The 17,107-nt window shown below is 62.1% G+C and carries 12 protein-coding genes; 9 read left to right on the plus strand and 3 right to left on the minus strand.

Features of this window, described 5'->3' with window-relative positions; genetic code table 11:
• Positions 1–6: 6 nt before the first annotated feature.
• Positions 7–3,189 (minus strand): S41 family peptidase, encoded by a 3,183-nt coding sequence (locus tag I6G90_RS18470; protein WP_197928652.1) that lies wholly within the window; start codon positions 3,187–3,189, stop codon positions 7–9.
• Between the two features lie 279 nt (positions 3,190–3,468).
• Between I6G90_RS18470 and I6G90_RS18475 the strand changes: the two genes are divergently transcribed.
• The 4 genes from I6G90_RS18475 to I6G90_RS18490 all read left to right on the plus strand — a co-directional run bounded on the left by I6G90_RS18475 (position 3,469) and on the right by I6G90_RS18490 (position 7,011).
• Complete coding sequence (locus I6G90_RS18475; RefSeq protein WP_042059638.1) at positions 3,469–3,945, plus strand: L,D-transpeptidase family protein; 477 nt, start codon at positions 3,469–3,471, stop codon at positions 3,943–3,945.
• A 164-nt stretch (positions 3,946–4,109) separates the two neighbouring features.
• Entirely contained in the window at positions 4,110–5,636 is a 1,527-nt protein-coding gene (locus I6G90_RS18480; protein ID WP_197928654.1) for a YjjI family glycine radical enzyme, read from the plus strand.
• Positions 5,637–5,646: 10 nt separating this feature from the next.
• Positions 5,647–6,549, plus strand: coding sequence for a YjjW family glycine radical enzyme activase (locus I6G90_RS18485; protein WP_197928656.1), 903 nt, complete (start codon positions 5,647–5,649; stop codon positions 6,547–6,549).
• Between the two features lie 138 nt (positions 6,550–6,687).
• Complete coding sequence (locus I6G90_RS18490; protein ID WP_042059647.1) at positions 6,688–7,011, plus strand: DUF1820 family protein; 324 nt, start codon at positions 6,688–6,690, stop codon at positions 7,009–7,011.
• A gap of 63 nt (positions 7,012–7,074) precedes the next feature.
• Here I6G90_RS18490 and I6G90_RS18495 read toward each other — a convergent pair whose 3' ends face one another.
• Both I6G90_RS18495 and I6G90_RS18500 read right to left on the minus strand, forming a co-directional pair.
• Positions 7,075–8,007: a LysR family transcriptional regulator gene (locus tag I6G90_RS18495; RefSeq protein WP_197928658.1), complete on the minus strand. Its 933-nt coding sequence runs from the start codon at positions 8,005–8,007 to the stop codon at positions 7,075–7,077.
• A 162-nt stretch (positions 8,008–8,169) separates the two neighbouring features.
• Entirely contained in the window at positions 8,170–9,366 is a 1,197-nt protein-coding gene (locus I6G90_RS18500) for an amino acid aminotransferase (RefSeq protein WP_197928660.1), read from the minus strand.
• Positions 9,367–9,753: 387 nt separating this feature from the next.
• Between I6G90_RS18500 and bcsG the strand changes: the two genes are divergently transcribed.
• From bcsG to bcsB, 5 genes are read left to right on the plus strand one after another with little or no spacing between them, the layout of a single operon-like run.
• A complete protein-coding gene (gene bcsG / locus I6G90_RS18505; protein WP_197928662.1) occupies positions 9,754–11,412 on the plus strand; it encodes a cellulose biosynthesis protein BcsG in 1,659 nt (552 codons plus the stop codon).
• 14 nt (positions 11,413–11,426) lie between these two features.
• Positions 11,427–11,630, plus strand: coding sequence for a cellulose biosynthesis BcsR family protein (locus I6G90_RS18510; protein WP_197928664.1), 204 nt, complete (start codon positions 11,427–11,429; stop codon positions 11,628–11,630).
• Complete coding sequence (gene bcsQ / locus I6G90_RS18515) at positions 11,627–12,289, plus strand: cellulose biosynthesis protein BcsQ (protein WP_197928666.1); 663 nt, start codon at positions 11,627–11,629, stop codon at positions 12,287–12,289. The genes I6G90_RS18510 and bcsQ overlap by 4 nt, the downstream gene beginning before the upstream one ends.
• Entirely contained in the window at positions 12,286–14,865 is a 2,580-nt protein-coding gene (gene bcsA, locus I6G90_RS18520) for a UDP-forming cellulose synthase catalytic subunit (protein WP_232254373.1), read from the plus strand. Before bcsQ ends, bcsA begins: the two co-directional genes overlap by 4 nt.
• A 17-nt stretch (positions 14,866–14,882) precedes the next feature.
• The gene (gene bcsB / locus I6G90_RS18525; protein WP_232254374.1) at positions 14,883–17,105 is read left to right on the plus strand and encodes a cellulose biosynthesis cyclic di-GMP-binding regulatory protein BcsB; all 2,223 of its coding nucleotides are present in this window, start codon (positions 14,883–14,885) and stop codon (positions 17,103–17,105) included.
• The last annotated feature ends 2 nt before the right edge of the window (positions 17,106–17,107 follow it).

Here is a 17,107-nt window from a genome sequence, read left to right on the forward strand (position 1 = left end):
GGGCCATTATTTGGCGCTGGCTGGCAACTGCTTGAGGGCGGCTTGTACCGCCGCCTCCAGTTGCGGGTCACGCCCGGCCACCATGTCGGCGGGGGTGAGCGGCACCTGCAGGTCTGGTATCAACTCCTGATTTTCGTAGAAGGTGCCGTCCGGTTTGCGTAGCCCCAGGGTCGGAATGCCGTAGGCGAGCCCCGGGATCAGCCGGGAGTCGTGGTTGTAGACCATGGTGCCGGTGCCGGGCACCGGATCGCCGACGATGGGGCCGACCTTGAGGGCGCGGTAGTACTCGGGGAAGGCGGAGCCTTCCGAGTAGCTGGCGGCGTTCACCAGCACCACCGAAGGCTTGGTCCACTGGCGGGTGGCTGCGTCGGTTTCACCCTTGCCCTGACGGGGCCAGCTGCTGCCCATCCCCTTGGTGCTGCCGCTGCCGGTCAGAAACTCCACCAGGGTATTGGCCAGATAGCCGCCGCTGTTGAAGCGGACATCGACGATCAGCGCATCGCGATTGCGCTGTCTGCCGAGGGCATCCGCCACCACCGTATCGTAGACCTCGCTATTCATTGCAGGCAGATAGACGTAGCCGACCCGTCCTCCGCTCAGCCTGGCCACCTGCTCCCGCCGTTTCTCAATCCAGCTAGCCTGTTGCAACTGGTACTCCTGCTGTTTGTCGATGGCGGTGAGCACCACCTCGTCAGTTTGCTTGTTGCCCGCCTGCTGGAAGGTGAGGGCGAGCCGGGCATCGACCTGATGGTTGAGGGCCCGATCCAGCTCGGCCTGATTGGCAATCGGGCTGCCGTTGATGGCGAGCAGGCGGGCGCCCGGGGCGATATCGCTCTCCTGATCCAGCGGGCCGCCAGAGAGCAGGGCGGTGAGCTCCACCCCTTGCTCGCCATCCTGCCAGTAGCCGCCGAGGCTGGCGGTCTCGTCCGCCATGCGCGGGAAGGGAGCGGGGCCGTTGCCCCAGGTGTGGGAGACATTGAGCTCACCAGCCAGCTCCGCCAACAGGTTGCCAAAGTCCCGCGGGTTGCCAATGCCCGGCAGCAGGCGGCGGTAAGCGGCGACATAGCTGTCCCAGTTCACTCCGTTCATATCGTCCAGATAGAACTCATCCCGGGTGAGCCGGGCGATCTGATCGAAGGCGGCGGTCATGCGTTCCTGCCAGCGGCCGGTGGGTTGCAAGGCGAAGGGGGCGCTGGTGGCGTCGCCGGAGTCGAGGTGGATGCGGGTGATCTCCCCATCCCGCACCAGGGTGGCGAGGGTGCCCTGCTGGTTGAGGCTTGCCAGCGCGGGGCCGGGCTGTTCACCAAACAGTTCGCGGGTTTTGCCCTTGCGCAGATCCAGGCTGTAGCCCTTGATCTCGCTCTCGCTGTTGACCCCCATCTCCTCCACCAGATAGATCAGCTGGTCGCCGATGATGCGGCTGGCGAGCAGGGTGCCGGTGGGTTGCAACAGCAGTGCTTCTCTATGGTTGAGGCGATCGCTCTCAAAGCCGTATCCCCCTTTCGGCGGATCCAGTTCGGCCATCGCATCGGCTCTGGCGGCGCGGCTGCTGTAAATGCCGAGCAGGTTGGTGACGAGGGGCTCGCCATCTGGCCCCAGTGCGCCAAACCGGGTCGATTGCCAGTAGAGGATGGCGCCATCCTGACTCCAGCTAGGTTGCCCATCCTGATAGCCATTGAGGCTGACATTGACCGGTTTGGCCTTGGGATTGGCCGTATCGATCACCGCGATCTCCTGCTCCGCCGCATCGGGGCGGAAGGTGAGCGCCAGATGGCGGGAGTCGGGGGCGAAGGCGAGATGCACCTCGTGGCGCGAGGGGTTGAAGCTGGCCGGTACCAGCTCCCGCTGCTTGTTGCTCGCCAGATCCAGCAGATGGATGGCCTGGCCATCTACCACGAAGGCGAGCTGCTTGCCGTCGGGGGAGAGCACCGGACGACTGATCCCCTTGTCGGGAATCGCCAGCAGCAGACTCTCGGTCAAGGTGCCGGGATCGCTGAACAACAGATCCGGATCCCCCTTGCGCAGGCGATAGAGGGCGGCATGCCCCTGCTGCTCCGACAGATAGATGAGGGCGCGCCCCTGCTCGGCGAAGAGAGGACTGGACTGCTCGCTCGGGTCGCGGGTCAGCTGGCGCACCCGCTCCCGCTCGGGGTCGACGGCAAACAGGTTGCCCTCGCTCACCAGGATCAGCTCGTCCGCCTCCTCGCTGACCAGCGCCTCGTCCGCCAGGGTCAGTGCCTCGCTCGCCTCATCCGGCGCGCTTGCCACCTGCGGGGTGAGGATCAATTTGCGCGGCTCGCTGCTACCGGCATCGAGGCGATAGAGTTCACCCAGCCATGACCAGACCAGATCGCCATTGCGGGAAGCGCTGAGCCCCCGCACCGGATGGCCCTGATAGTGGGTCAGCTGCTGCTCCTTGCCACTGGCAAGATCCCGGCGCCAGACGTTGAAATCACCGCTGCGCTCGCTCAGGTAAAAGAGGGTATCCCCCTGGTCGCTCCAGACCGGATCAGTGGCGGCGACCCGATCTTCGGTCAGCTGCTTGTGCTGCTTGCCATCAAACAGCCAGAGGCGGGGCACCGCAAAGGAGTGTTGATGCTTGCGAAAAGGTTGATCCGCCGTGGGCATCTGATAGGCGAGCAACTTCCCGTGCGGGCGAGCCAGGGTCGCTGGCAGCGGCAGATCGGCCTGCAAGGTGCCGCCGCTGATCGGAGTCCAGTAGAGCTCGCCCCACTGGTAGCCTTCCGCGACAAAATGGTCGGCATCGGGGGACCCCGGCCGCTGGCTGCTCAGCAGCAGCCGTTTGCCATCGGCGCTGAAGGCTTGCGGCAGATCGGTGCGCGAATCGCGGGTGAGGCGCACCATCTCGCCGCCGCTGGTGGGTACCACGAACACATCCTCGTTGCCGTAGAGATTGGCGGCAAAGGCGAGCCGTTTGCCATCCGGCGACCAGACTGGCCGCTGGCTCAGGTAGTCGCTGCCGGTGAGCGCTGTAGCGGGGCCGCCCTCGGCACTGGCGACAAAAATGCGCCCCTGCCAGGTGAAGGTAAGCTGCTTGCCATCGGGGGAGAGGGCAGGCTCGCGCAGCCAGAGCGCATCAGCGGCGACACTGGCGGGCAGCCAGAGCAGCAGCGGCGAGCACAGTAGCGAAGAGAACAGCAGGGTGGCGAGGCGGCACGAAGAGCGCATGGCATAAACCTGTCGGGGAGTGGAGTGTTATCTTCGCCGATCATTGCCCCGGGTGCCAGCGCGATAATGTTTTGTATCTTGTTGTTTTAACTGTTAATTACCAATGCCAGATGACGGCGCTCAGGGCCGGTGTCGCCGCAGTTGCAAGATATGTTTTACCGGGCATATTGAGTATTGATGGCGATCCAATATCATGGCGCTCGCTCGCCGCTCGGCGGGCATAGTTCAGATGATCTGGTAACAAGAAAAGCCCGCACCAGAGGCTTGTCGAGGGATGGAATGAGAGCCGTATTACTGTGTTTGTTGGGGCTTTGGCCCGCACTGAGTTTTGCCAACCTGTCTGCCGACATGGTGATAGTCAAGAAGTCGACCTATAGCCTGACCCTGATGAAGGATGGCAAAGAGGTTAAACGCTACTGGATTGCATTGGGCCCGGCGCCCAAGGGGCACAAGCAGCAGGAAGGGGATCAGCGTACGCCGGAAGGGCGCTACACCCTCGACTACAAGAAGACCAATTCCGGCTACTACAAAGCCATCCATATCAACTATCCGAACCTGGATGACATCAAGCGAGCCAATGAGCTGGGTGTGCGTCCGGGTGGCATGATCATGATCCACGGCCAGCGCAACAGCATTGGCAACCGCAGGGTTCAGCCCTCCAACTGGACCAACGGCTGCATCGCCATGCTCAACCACGAGCTGGACGAGGTGTGGAGCGCCATCGAACCGGGCACGCCCATCATCATCGAGCCCTGATCCGCACAACGGGGGCCTTGTCGGCAGACAAGGCCCCCGTTCTGTTTGGGGTGTGATCGTTTCTTTCGGATGTCTTTTTGAGACATTCGTATTGTTGTGAATGTCACTTCAAAAAAAGCCTGCAAACGGTGAGGATATGGGCTCTGTCCGTGAAGGAGTGTCCCATGTCTTTGACCGAAACCTGTCAGCGTATCGTGCGCGATCCCCATCTCTCCGCAGCCCAGAAGAGCCATGCACTGGCGCTGGCCGCCGAGAATGCGTTGCCCTACCCCGACCTGCCTGCTGCAGTCGCCGAGGCGATGGAGCAGGGATTTATCTGCGACATGTTCGAAGGGCATGCCCCCTACAAGCCGCGCTATGTGCTGCCGGACTATGAAAAATTCCTGAGTCAGGGCTCTGCCTGGTTGGAGCTGGCACCACCGCAGGATTTCGACGAGGCGCTCAACGCCCTGCGCATCCTCTATCACCATGTCCCCTCCGTCACCGGCATGCCGGTCTGGCTGGGTCGGCTCGACCATCTGCTGCTGCCGTTCGTCGGCGAACTGGATGACGAGACCCTCTATCGCAAGCTGAAGGGGTTCTGGGTCTATCTGGACAGGGTGCTGCCGGACGCCTTCATGCACGTCAACATCGGGCCGGATGACAACCGCATCTGCCGCCTGATCCTGCGCATCGACAACGAGCTCAAGCAGGTGGCACCGAACCTCACCTTCTTCCACGATCCGGAGCAGACCCCGGACAGCCTGCTGCTGCAAGCGGTGAAGAACATCGCCGAGTGCAGCAAGCCGCACATCGCCAACTACCCGATCCACCGCGATACCTTCGACAACCGTGGTTTTGGCATCGTCAGCTGCTACAACGCCCTGCCGCAGGCCGGTGGTGCCAATACCCTGGTGCGCATCTCCCTCAAGCGGGTCGCCGAGCAGTGTCAGGGGATCGATGATTTCCTCGGCTGCCTGCTGCCCCACTACTGCCGCCTGGCCTCCCAGTTGATCGAAGCGCGGGCCGCTTTCCTGCATCAGGAGTCCGGTTTCTTCGACAGCTTCCTGGTGAAAGAGGGGCTGCTGGATGAGGATCGTTTCGTCCCCATGTTCGGTATCTACGGCATGGCGGAAGCGGTCAATATCCTGATGGATAAAGAGAACCTGCCGGATCGCTATGGCCATGGCGAGGAGGCGAACCAGCTTGGCTATCGTATCTCGGCCCAGCTTTCCGCCTATGTGACCAGTACCCCGCAGCCCCACGCCTGGGGTGGTCATGCGCTGCTGCACTCACAGGGTGGCCTCAGTATCGATGTGGCGGTGACTCCCGGGGTGCGCATCCCTTACGGTCATGAGCCGGATCCGGCCAGTCACGTGCTGGCGCTGGCGCCGCACCACACTTATTACCACTCGGGGATCAGCGAGATCCTGACGCTGGATCCCACCATCCGCCAGAACCCGCAGGCGCTGCTGCAGCTCTGCAAGGGGGCGCTCGCCATCGGTATGCGCGAGTTCACCGCCAACGTGGCCGACAGCGATCTGGTGCGGGTGACCGGCTACATGATCCGCAAGAGCGACATGGCCCGCTTCGCAGAAGAAGGGTCGCGGTTGCAGACCACCTGTCTCGGAGCCGAAGCGAGTGAAGTGACCGCCATCCGTCAGCGTGCACCGCGAGTGGTCGCCCACGAATCGACCATCTGCGAGTATTGAGTTCGTCCTGATGGCTGATGTCTTGCCAACACGTAGCGCCCTGGTAAGCAGGGTGCTGCCGTTCTCCTGTGTTGACGGGCCGGGCAACCGGCTGGTGCTGTTTCTGCAAGGGTGCAACTTTCGCTGCCCCGGCTGCCACAACCCGCACACCATAGGGCTGTGTGATGATTGCGGCGACTGCCTCGCAGTCTGCCCGAGTGGCGCCCTCTCTCTGGATGAGGGCCCCCCTGGCAAACGCAACGTGCGCTGGCAGGCGGTGCTCTGCACCGATTGTGATGCTTGTCTGGATGCCTGCCCCCGCAGCGCCAATCCCAAGACCACCACCATGACGGTGGCCGAGGTGCTGGCCCTGCTGCGCCGCTACGGCCCCTTGCTCAGCGGGATTACCGTCTCCGGTGGCGAGGCGACCACCCAGCTCCCCTTCGTGGTTGCCCTGTTTGCCGCCATCAAGGCCTCACCGGATCTGGCCCATCTCGGCTGTCTGCTCGACAGCAACGGCTCGCTGGCTGAAACCGGCTGGCAGCGGCTGCTGCCGGTGCTCGACGGCGCCATGCTCGATCTCAAGGGGTGGCGCGACTCGGTGCACCTCTCCCTGACCGGCTATGGTCGTGAGCGGGTGCAGGCTTCGCTGAAACTGCTGGCAAGCCACGGCAAGCTGACCGAACTGCGGCTGCTCCATGTGCCTGGCAAGAGCGATTTTCTGGATGCGAATGGTGAGCTGGACGCAGATCTTGCCGCGTTTTTGCAGCAGCTTGGGCCTGTGCCCATTCGCCTCAACGGCTTTCGCCACCACGGAGTACGTGGGGAGGCGGCGCAATGGCCAGAGGCCAGCCAAACCGAGCTGGAACAGCTGGCCAGCCGCTTGCGCGCAGCAGGATTGGGGCCGGTCTCACTGCCTGCCCTGATGCGCTGAGTGGCTGCGTCATCCGGTGACCGTTATGGCGTGAGGAGCGGCATGGAAAGGCCGTAACTGTGATTTCTGTCTATTGGAGGGGGCGAGAACGGCGGCTAGAATAATGGCCATCTTCTTCCCCCTCAATGACAGATAATCATGAGTGAAAGCAAGGCGTTATATCGGGTTCAGTTTATTTGCCACAGCGAGCGCTACGAAGTGTATGTGCGCGAAGTCAATCAGGGCTCGCTGTTCGGTTTTATTGAGATTGCCGACTTTGTCTGGGACAACCACACGGCGCTTATCGTCGATCCCGGCCACGAGAAGCTAAAGAGCGAATTTGCCGATGTGCGCCACACCCTGATCCCCATGCATCAGGTGCTGCGCATCGATCAGGTCAGAAAACAGGGGGCGGCTCGCATCACGGAGCTGGGCAGCAACGTCGCCTCCTTCCCCAGCCCCATCTATACCAAACGCCCCTGATCCCTCATTGCCGTTGATGTTTCGCCGCGGCGAAACATCAACTTCTTCTCGCTGTCGCCCGGCTCAGGGCTCAATCAATTCGCGACCCAGTTGCAGGATCCGCTGGCGGAACCAGTGACGGGCCGAACCGTCTCCGGCCGGGCCATACCAGACCAGACTGTGGCTCACCTTGCCGTAATCGAACGGTGCAGGACGCAGCACCAGATCCGGCTGACTGGCCATGCAGGCCGCCCAGCCACCGATGGCGGTGAGGATCAGATCGGTCTGGGGCAGCAGGGCTGCGGCGCTGGCAAAATCGGGCAGAGTGGCGCCAATCTGGCGACGTACCTGCTGCTGGGCCAGGCTCTGCTCGAAGAAGGGGTTGGCCAGCTCCTGATCCCGGATGGCGATATGGCGCCAGCCCAGGTAGGCATCGAGATCCCAGGGCTTGGCCAGCGCCGGGTGATCTTTGCGCAGCAGGCAGACCAGTTTTTCTTCCCGCAGGGTCTCCCACACCAGCCCCGGCTGGCGCGGCAACGGTTGGCTCTGGTCATGAGGCAGGATCACGAAGTCGAGTTTGCCCGCCGCCAGTGCCTCCAGCCCCTGCTCATCCTTGTTCCAGATCTCCGGCACCATGCCCGGCACCTCCTGCATCAGCCGACCCAGAATGGGGCCTACCGGCCAGGTCATCACGCTCTCGCGCAATCCCAGCCGCAAGCTGCCCTGCCACTGCTGGGGGTTGAAGGCATTCTGGCGGGTGAGGCCGTTCAGCTCACCCAGCAGCCGGTGCAGGGTCGGGGCCAGTCGCTCGGCCATAGGAGTGAGCAGCAGCTGGTTGCCCTGACGGTAGAGCAGCTGATCCCCCAGCAGATCCCGCAGCTGGTTGAGGGTCTTGCTGACGGTGGAAGGGGTGGTGCAGAGCCGTTCGGCGGTGCGGGTGACGCTCTGGTTGTCGAGCAGCAGATGCAGGGTGACCAGATGGCGACCTCCCAGCCGAGAGAGAGCAATCAGATCCATGGTGGCTCCTGAAATTGATGAAGATAAACAGGCTCGGAATCAGGAAGATTCAACGTTACCCGCTGGCATTCTCTCACAGCAGGGGGAAGGTGAGCAGACCCCTCGAGAGGTGACTGCGAACGCAACAGACAAAAAGCCCCGCGTGAGCGGGGCTGGAGCGGATTAGCCCTTGAGCACCGCGGCCATGGCGTCGGCCACGTAGTCGACGTTGCGGCTGTTGAGGCCCGCCACGCACATGCGGCCGGAGCGCACCAGATAGACGGCGAACTCCTCGCGCAGGCGATCAACCTGCTCCGGCGTGAAGCCGGTGTAGCTGAACATGCCGCGCTGGTTGATGAAGTAGCTGAAATCACGGCCCGGCACCTTGGCGCTCAGCACCTCGAACAGCTTCTCGCGCATCCCCTTGATGCGGGTGCGCATCCCGGTCACCTCGCCGACCCACAGGGCGTGCAGCTCGGGCTGGCTCATCACCGCCGCGGTGATCTGGCCACCGTGGGTGGGGGGGCTGGAGTAGTTGCGGCGCACGGTGGCCTTCATCTGACCCAGTACGCGGCTGGCCTCTTCGGCATCCTGGCAGATGACCGACAGGCCGCCACAGCGCTCGCCGTAGAAGGAGAGGTTCTTGGAAAACGAGTTGCTGACGAAGAAGCTGACACCGGCGGCCACCATGGCGCGGATGGCGTAGGCATCCTCTTCCAGTCCGTCACCGAAGCCCTGATAGGCGATGTCCATAAAGGGGATCAGGTTCTTCTCGACCACCAGAGTGATGACCTGATCCCACTGGGCGCGGGAGAGATCCACCCCGGTCGGGTTGTGGCAGCAGGGGTGCAGCAGCACGATGCTCTTGGCCGGCAGGCTGCTCAGGCAGTCGATCATCGCATCGAACTGCACGCCGCCAGTGGCCGCATCGTAGTAGGGGTAGTCGTGCACCTTGATGCCGGCGCCTTCGAACATCGCCTTGTGGTTATCCCAGGTGGGATTGCTGACCCACACCTTGGAAGCCGGGAAGTAGCGCTTGAGCAGATCGGCGCCAATCTTCAGCGCGCCCGAGCCGCCGATGGTCTGGATGGTGGCGATACGTCCCGCCTTGACCGCTTCATGGTCGGCACCAAACAGCAGGTGCTGCACCGCGGTGCGGTAGTTGGCGGCACCTTCCATCGGCTGGTAGGGGCGCGGCGCTGGGGCGGCGGCACGCTGGGCTTCGGCCTGCTGCACCGACGGCAGCAGCGGAATACGCCCCTGCTCGTCGTAATAGAGGCCAATCCCCAAGTTCACCTTCTGCTCGCGGGTGTCTTTGTGGAAGGTCTCGACTAGCGTCAGGATGGGGTCGCCAGCATAGGCATCGACGTGTTCAAACATGGGGGATCCTTGAAATTGACTGTCCAGTAAAACCGGCGGTCAGCCGGGCTGGACATCATGGCGTAATCCCCATTACGCCTCAAGCAGTTCGCGTTGGTGGTTGCGTCCCGAATTTGTTGTTGGCGGGTAGATGTATCGGCATATTTTGAAACCAACGTGACTGGTACAAGGTTCCATTCGGCATGTCGTGCATCTCTAGTAACAGTGACGTACTTATATGTTTGTTTGGTTGACTGTAAACGGAATCTAAAACTGCTCATTAACCATACTAAAAGATATTTCACTTAGTTCATGGTATGATTGAGGGCTAAGTGAATCCAAGATCAATCAGGAACTGTGCCCAAGTCGCAATGATCCGGTTTGGTGGCTGCAGGTAAACCGGTTTCAATGACGCAATATACACCTTCTGATTCTTTCTCTGCCTCCGGTGCTGGCTGGCGCGGGCTGGGCGGCTGGAACCTCTATTTTCTGGGCAAACTGGCGCTGTTGTGGGGGGGATATCTCAATTTCCATCCGCTGGCCAATCTGGTCTTTGCCGCTTTTTTGCTCTTTCCGCTTCCGTCTCGGCTGGTGCGAAGGGCTCGGGCATTCATTGCCCTGCCGGTGGGGCTCGGGCTTCTCTATCACGACACCTGGCTGCCGGGGATCGAGAGCATCATGGGGCAGGGCAAGATGGTGTTCTCGTTCACCTTCGATTACTTCCTCGAGCTGTTGGGTCGTTTCATCAACTGGAACATGGTAGGGGTCGCCTTTGTCATGCTGACGGGGTACCTGTTTTTGGCCAGATGGCTTCGCTTCACCCCCTGGATGCTGCTCTCCCTGTTGTGGCTGACGCTCTCGCCCCACCTTGCTTCGCTGGGGTTGCAATCTCCCTTCCCTGAGGTACAAGCACAAGCCAATGTGCCGGACGGAGTGGCGGGATCCCCGATGCCGGTTGCTGCCAGTCAGGCGCCGGATCAGGGGGCTGCGCCGACCAGCGACAATCTCAATGCCTATCTTGAGCGTTTCTACCAGTCGGAGCGGGAGCGGCGGGTCAGCTTTGCATCATCCCTGCCAGTTGGTGCCGAACCGTTTGATGTGCTGTTGCTGCAAATCTGCTCCCTCTCCTGGAGTGATATCGAGGCGAGTGGCCTGACCGATCATCCCCTGTTGAGCCGCTTCGATGCCCTGTTCAAAAGCTTCAACTCGTCGACCTCTTACAGCGGGCCTGCCGCCATCAGATTGCTGCGATCCAGCTGCGGTCAGGTCAGCCATCACGATCTCTATCAGGCGCCCCAAGCGGAATGTTTGCTGATGGATAATCTGGCCCGGCTCGGGTTTGCAAAAGAGATTGTGATGGATCACTCGGGCACCTATGGCAACGACCTCAAGTCATTGAAGGCTTACGCCGGGGTCAGCAGCGAGCCCATGGACAAACAGGGTCTGCCCTTTGAGGTGACCTCCTTTATCGGGGAGGAGATCCCCAACAGCGACGCCTTGCTGGCGCGCTGGTTGCAGCGGCGTGTCGAGAGTTCCTCCAGCCGCAACGTCGCCTATTTCAACATCACCACCCTGCACGATGGCAATCGCTGGGCCAGCTCCCGGCAGATTGCTCCCTTCAAGGCGCGGTTGCGCGCCTTGATGGATCAACTCGATGAGTTCATCACCAGGCTGGAGCAGTCCGGTCGCAAGGTGATGGTGGTGATGGTGCCGGAGCATGGCGCTGCCCTTTCCGGTGATCGCCTGCAGATGCCCGGCTTGCGCGATATTCCCAGCCCCGCCATCACCCGGGTGCCGGTCGGTATCCGCTTGGTGGGGGCTCGTGCAGAGCATGCCCCCACACGGATCATCGATCAGCCCAGCAGTCTGCTGGTGATCTCGGAACTGGTCTCCAGAGTCGTGGCTGGCAACTACTTCGGCAGCGACACCATCGACTGGGGCGGGCTGTTCAATAACTTGCCCCGGACACCGGCCGTTTCTGAGAACCAGGGGGCCAGCGTCATCCAGTATCAGGGGCAGTACTTCATCAAGCAGGGGAGAGGGGACTGGGTTCCCTATCCCCGTTAACGGAGCAATCAGCGATGAATCAGGGGATGTTGACGGTCAATCCGCCGCTGGCTGTCGGCACGGGCAAGCCGGAGAGCCAGAGCGATGTGGGTCGTTTGCAGCAGGAGTTTGCCCTGCATCTGAGCTATCAGGATATCCTGCTGGAAGAGCAGTTGGCCGCCATCCGCCAGCACTATCCCCTGTTGGTCGAGTGTGACATGAGGCGTCGCGGCCAATGAGGGTGATCGGTGTGCGGGGATTGCGCGGTGGCGTGGGGGCGACCTCTATTGTGGCCGGTCTCGCCTGGGCTGTTGCCCGGCAGGGGGCCCGGGTGCTGGTGGTCGATCTCTGTCAGGATAATCTGCTCGGGCTCCATCTTGGCCGTCCCCACGATGAGCAGTCTGGCTGGAGCCAGCTGACTGACCCCTCCCTACAGTGGCACGACACGGTACTGAAGTGCACCGTCGATATCGATCTGCTGGCCCACGGTGGTGCAGATGCGATGGCCTCCCTCGACTGGCTGCAACAGTTGTCGGGATATGACCTGATCTTGCTGGATATGCCGCCCGGACTCGCTCTGCCGTGGCTGAGTCTGCAACTGACGGTGATCCATGCCGATGCCAATTGCCATGTGCGTCTTTATCGCCATCGGCTGGCCCCCAATGAGCGGCTGTTGTTGACCCAGTTCAGCAGTCGCCGTGCCCTGCAGCAGGATCTGCTGGAGCTCTGGTTGCAGGCCGGACTGCCGATCCTCAGCGTCAGGTTGCATCGGGATGAGGTCATGGCCTGCGCACTGGCGGCCAAGCAACCGGCAGGGGCCTATGCGCCAGAGAGCATGATTGCCCATGAACTGACGGAAATTGCCAGTTGGTGCCTGCGGGGCGAGCTGGCACAGTGAGTCTGTTCTGGTTGGTGACCCCCGAGGCCAGCACGCGGATCCGTACCCGCTACCGGCTGCTGCGCCTGCGCCACGCCTCCCGTTGGGCTGCCTTCACCCTGACCACTTGCTGGTTGCTGGTCTGGGCGCTCTTCCCCCTTGAGAATGCCAACTGGCAGTGGCTGCTGGCTCAACGTTCGGTATTTGCATCAGCGAGAACGCGCCCCGGCGCCGGTGATCCACTTCGTATGTTGTTGCAGGGACTCTGGCTGCTTTGCTGGCGAGCAGACGCGGGGAGTCGGGTCGCTGGTCGCTCCCGCTGGTGGGTCAGGTTTGGCGAGGCTCGCAAGACGCTCTCGCTGCGAGTGCAACGGGCGACGGGAAATCTGGTAGGGCGCTATGAGGCTCCATTGACGGCCCGTACCCTGACCTGGCAGGGCAAGGTACTCGGTACCATTGCTGGTTTGCTTTCGCTGCTCTGCATCACCCAGCCTTTTGATCCGCAGGCCCAGCTCTTTTTTGTGCTGTTGCTGGCCCTTGTCGCACTGCTGCTGCGAGTGGTGCCGGGTCGCTACCCTGCGCTGATGCTGATCGTGCTGTCGGTGACCGTCTCCTGCCGCTACATCTGGTGGCGTTACACCTCGACCCTCGACTGGTTCGATCCCGTGAGCCTGTTTTGCGGCTTGCTGCTGTTGCTGGCGGAGACCTACGCCTGGCTGGTGTTACTGCTGAGCTACTGGCAGACCGCCTGGCCGCTGCATCGCAAACCGGCCCCTATGCCAAGCGATCGTTCGTGCTGGCCGACGGTGGATCTGATGATCCCGACCTACAACGAGGATCTCTCCATCGTCAAAGGATCCGTCTATGCGGCTCTGGCGCTCGACTGGCCGCAAGAGAAATTGACCGTCTGGCTGCTCGATGACGGGGATAGAGAAGCGTTCCGACAGTTTGCCGAAGAGGCCGGGATCCGCTATGTGGCACGTCCCACCCATGAGCATGCCAAGGCGGGCAATATCAACCATGCCCTGCAGATGGCGAGTAGCGAGCTGGTGGCCATCTTTGACTGCGACCACTTGCCGACCCGCTCTTTCTTGCAGATGACGGTGGGGTGGTTTTTCAAAGATCCCGCTCTCGGGCTGGTACAAACCCCCCATCACTTCTTCTCGGCCGATCCCTTCGAGCGCAATTTGCGCAGATTTCGCAAAATGCCCAACGAAGGGGCTCTCTTCTACGGTCTGGTACAAAATGGCAATGATATCTGGGATGCCAGCTTCTTCTGCGGCTCCTGTGCGGTGATCAAGCGCAGCGCCCTCGATGAGATTGGCGGCATCGCGGTTGAGACGGTGACCGAGGATGCTCACACCTCGTTGCGACTGCACCGCAAGGGCTATCACTCCGCCTATATCAACATTCCCCAGGCAGCCGGCCTGGCGACCGAGAGCCTGTCGGCCCACATCGGCCAGCGGATCCGCTGGGCGCGCGGCATGGTGCAGATCTTGCGGTTGGACAACCCCTTGTTTGGCAAGGGGATAAGCCTGGGCCAGCGGCTCTGCTACTTCAACGCCATGCTGCACTTCCTCTCCGGGATCCCGCGCCTGATCTTCCTGACGGCGCCGCTCGCTTTCCTGATCCTGCATGCCTACATCATCTACGCCCCGGCCATGACCATCGCCCTGTACATGCTGCCCCACATTTTCCACAGCGCCATCACCAACTCGCGACTGCAGGGCAAGGTGCGTCACTCCTTCTGGGGGGAGGTCTACGAGACAGTGCTGGCCTGGTATATCGCCAGGCCCACCACGGTCGCCCTGTTTGCTCCCCACAGGGGCAAGTTCAATGTCACCGCCAAGGGGGGATTGAACGAACAGGGCTATCTCGATCTGACATTGTCACGCCCCTATCTGGTGCTGGTGTTGCTCAACTTCTGCGGGTTGGGATTCGGGCTTTGGCGTCTGCTCGCCGGGCCGGCGGACGAAGTGCCCGCGGTACTGCTCAGCATGGTGTGGACCCTCTACAACCTGACCATTCTGGGCGGGGCGCTGGCGGTGGCATTCGAGGCGAGGCAGGTGCGCAGCAACCCCAGAGTGGAGATGAACATGAGCGCCGCCATCAAGCTGGGCAGCGGCTTTATCTACCCCTGTACTCTGACGGATTACTCCAACGGTGGTGTCGGTCTGCAACTGACGGCAGAGCTCCCCCTACGGGAGAACGAGCGGGTCTGGTTGTTGCTACGCAATGGTCTGCGGGAGTCGGCCTTTGCCGCTCGGGTGCGGCGTGCGACAGGGCATCGGGTGGGGTTGGCGCTGGAGGAGATGGACAAGGCACAACATATCGCCTTTATCCAGTGCACCTTCGCCCGCGCGGATACCTGGTCGCTATGGCAACAGGGATTGGGTAAGGATCGCCCGTTGCACAGTCTGCTCGATATTGCCCGGGTCGGGTGGGGGGCCTATGGGCGCCTTGTCCGGGGCACTCCGCTACTCCCGCTTTGCAATCAGTTCGAGCGCCTGGCCCGCTGGCTGCTCTCCTATGTTCCACGTCGCGTTGCGCCTGCAGGCCGGTCGCCGACATCGATGACCCAGACGGTGAAAGGATAATGAAACTACAACACCTAATGCTTCCGCTTCTGCTGGCTGCCCCGGCGGCGCTCGCTACCGGGCTGCCTGAGCGTTCGCCAGAGATTGGGCCGCAGCCGTCCGTTCCGGCGCCTGTGCGCACCTTGTCGCTGACCCTCGAGCAGTTGACCGCCGCACCCGGGACCCTTTCCCTGCGTGGTAACCTGCCGGATGGGCTGGCCGATTTCACCGTGCGGCGCGACGAGGTGGTGACAAAGGCGGAGGTCGATGTGGACTTCACCCCATCGCCCGCCTTGTTGCCGCTAATCTCCCAGCTCAAGATCTACTTCAATAACGAGCTGATGGGGGTCTCGGCATTTGCCAAGGAGCAGATGGGGCTGCGCAGTCAGGCCCGTTTCGAGCTGGAGCCCCGTTACGCCAAGGATTTCAACAATCTGAAGTTCAACTTCATCGGTCACTATCAGCGGGTATGCGAGAATCCGGCCAGCGATACCCTCTGGCTCAACATCAATCGTGACTCCCGACTGACGCTGCAGTTGCAGACCCTGCCGGTGCGCAACGAGCTCTCCTTCTTTCCCATGCCTTTCCTCGATACCCGGGATGAGGGCAAGCTGGTGCTGCCCATGGTGTTTAGCGGTGAGGTTTCCCTCGTCCAGCAGCAGGCGGCGGCGATCCTCGCCTCCTGGTTCGGGGTCAAGGCTCAATGGCGGGGGCAACACTTTCCGGTGCTGCTGGACAAGGTGCCGGAGCGCAATGGCATCATCTTCGCGACCAATGGGCAGCGTCCCGCGTTCTTGCGCGACTACCCCGAGGTCAGCGGGCCGACCATCGACATGATCAGTGCCCCCGATAACCCCTATGTGAAATTGCTGTTGATCCTGGGGCGGGACGATCAGGACCTGGTCACTGCCAGCAAGGGGATTGCTCAGGGCAATGTGCTGATGCGCGGCCAGAGCGTGCAGGTTGAGGCTGTCACGCCGCTGGCGCCGAGAGTCCCCTATGACGCGCCAAACTGGGTGCGGCTGGATCGGCCGATGCGCTTTGCCGAGTTGCTTGACTACCCGACCCAGCTGCAAGCCTCTGGCTATGCCCCCTGGCCGATGAATCTGACCCTGCGATTGCCCCCCGATCTCTATATGGCGGGCTCGCAAGGGGTAAAACTCAATCTCGATTATCACTACAGCACGCCGACCCAGCGCAACGGCTCCCGGCTGGACATGATGGTCAATGGCCAGTTCATGAAGTCATTTCCCCTCGAGCCGGATGCAACCCGTGGCCAGCAATGGCTCACTCTGCCGCTGTGGCTGGCGGGGGATGACGGCTCCCGGGCGCTGACCATGCCCGGCCTCAAGACCAGTCAGGCCAACAGTCTGGGATTCAAGTTCGAATATGCGCGCCAGATGATGGGCGGGGATGAGGAGGGGCGCTGCGATCTGACCCTGCCGCCCCCCCATCTGGTGCGTATCGATGACGAGTCGACCATCGACTTCACCGGCTATCGCCATTTTATCGAGATGCCGGATTTGCGAGCCTTCTCCGGCGCCGGTTTCCCCTTCAGTCGGCTGGCTGATCTCTCACAAACCCAGATAGTGATGCCGCTCAATCCATCGCCAGAGCAGATAACCACCCTGCTAGACACCCTGGGGGCTATCGGTGCCGAGACCGGTTATCCGGCGCTGGCGGTGACCCTGACCAGTGATTGGCTGCAGGTGCGGGATGCGGACCTCGACACCTTGCTGATCGGCGAGCTGCCCGCCGAATTTCGCCACGATGCAAAACCGGATGCCCTGTTGGTATCGACCCGCAGCTGGGTCAACCAGCCAAGACGCGAGCGCCGGCCGGATCTGGCGGGCACCCCGAGCGATCGCCAGCCCGAGAGCCGGGTCGGTATGACGGGCAACCGCGCCATTGCCGCCATTGTGGGGCTGCAATCCCCGGTCCACCCCCAGCGCAGTCTGGTGGCCATGCTGGCCGATGGCCCTGCTGGTGCCAAGCTGCTCAATGAGACGTTGCAGCAGAACGAGCTGCGGGCGCAGGTGGCGGGGTCGGTAGCCATCATCCGGGCATCCGGGGTGAGCAGCCTGGCAGTGGGGGATCGCTACACGGTGGGCTACCTGCCCTGGTGGGAGCGCATCTGGCAGCAGTTTGCCCGCCATCCATTGCGGCTGGTTGGTCTGACCGTGGTTTGCATGCTGTTGCTTGGCTGGGGGCTGCGGGTCCTGCTGGCCGGGATCAGCCGTCGTCGTTTGAAGGAAGAGTAAGA

Source organism: Aeromonas allosaccharophila (genome assembly GCF_016026615.1).
GTDB classification, from domain to species: Bacteria; Pseudomonadota; Gammaproteobacteria; order Enterobacterales; family Aeromonadaceae; genus Aeromonas; species Aeromonas allosaccharophila.

What these genes read in the sequence shown, in the direction of transcription:
- I6G90_RS18470 (WP_197928652.1), bottom strand. Translation starts at nt 3,189, where the DNA reads ATGCGCTCTTCGTGCCGCCTCGCCACCCTGCTGTTCTCTTCGCTACTG.
- I6G90_RS18475 (WP_042059638.1), top strand. Translation starts at nt 3,469, where the DNA reads ATGAGAGCCGTATTACTGTGTTTGTTGGGGCTTTGGCCCGCACTGAGT.
- I6G90_RS18480 (WP_197928654.1), top strand. Translation starts at nt 4,110, where the DNA reads ATGTCTTTGACCGAAACCTGTCAGCGTATCGTGCGCGATCCCCATCTC.
- I6G90_RS18485 (WP_197928656.1), top strand. Translation starts at nt 5,647, where the DNA reads ATGGCTGATGTCTTGCCAACACGTAGCGCCCTGGTAAGCAGGGTGCTG.
- I6G90_RS18490 (WP_042059647.1), top strand. Translation starts at nt 6,688, where the DNA reads ATGAGTGAAAGCAAGGCGTTATATCGGGTTCAGTTTATTTGCCACAGC.
- I6G90_RS18495 (WP_197928658.1), bottom strand. Translation starts at nt 8,007, where the DNA reads ATGGATCTGATTGCTCTCTCTCGGCTGGGAGGTCGCCATCTGGTCACC.
- I6G90_RS18500 (WP_197928660.1), bottom strand. Translation starts at nt 9,366, where the DNA reads ATGTTTGAACACGTCGATGCCTATGCTGGCGACCCCATCCTGACGCTA.
- bcsG (WP_197928662.1), top strand. Translation starts at nt 9,754, where the DNA reads ATGACGCAATATACACCTTCTGATTCTTTCTCTGCCTCCGGTGCTGGC.
- I6G90_RS18510 (WP_197928664.1), top strand. Translation starts at nt 11,427, where the DNA reads ATGAATCAGGGGATGTTGACGGTCAATCCGCCGCTGGCTGTCGGCACG.
- bcsQ (WP_197928666.1), top strand. Translation starts at nt 11,627, where the DNA reads ATGAGGGTGATCGGTGTGCGGGGATTGCGCGGTGGCGTGGGGGCGACC.
- bcsB (WP_232254374.1), top strand. Translation starts at nt 14,883, where the DNA reads ATGCTTCCGCTTCTGCTGGCTGCCCCGGCGGCGCTCGCTACCGGGCTG.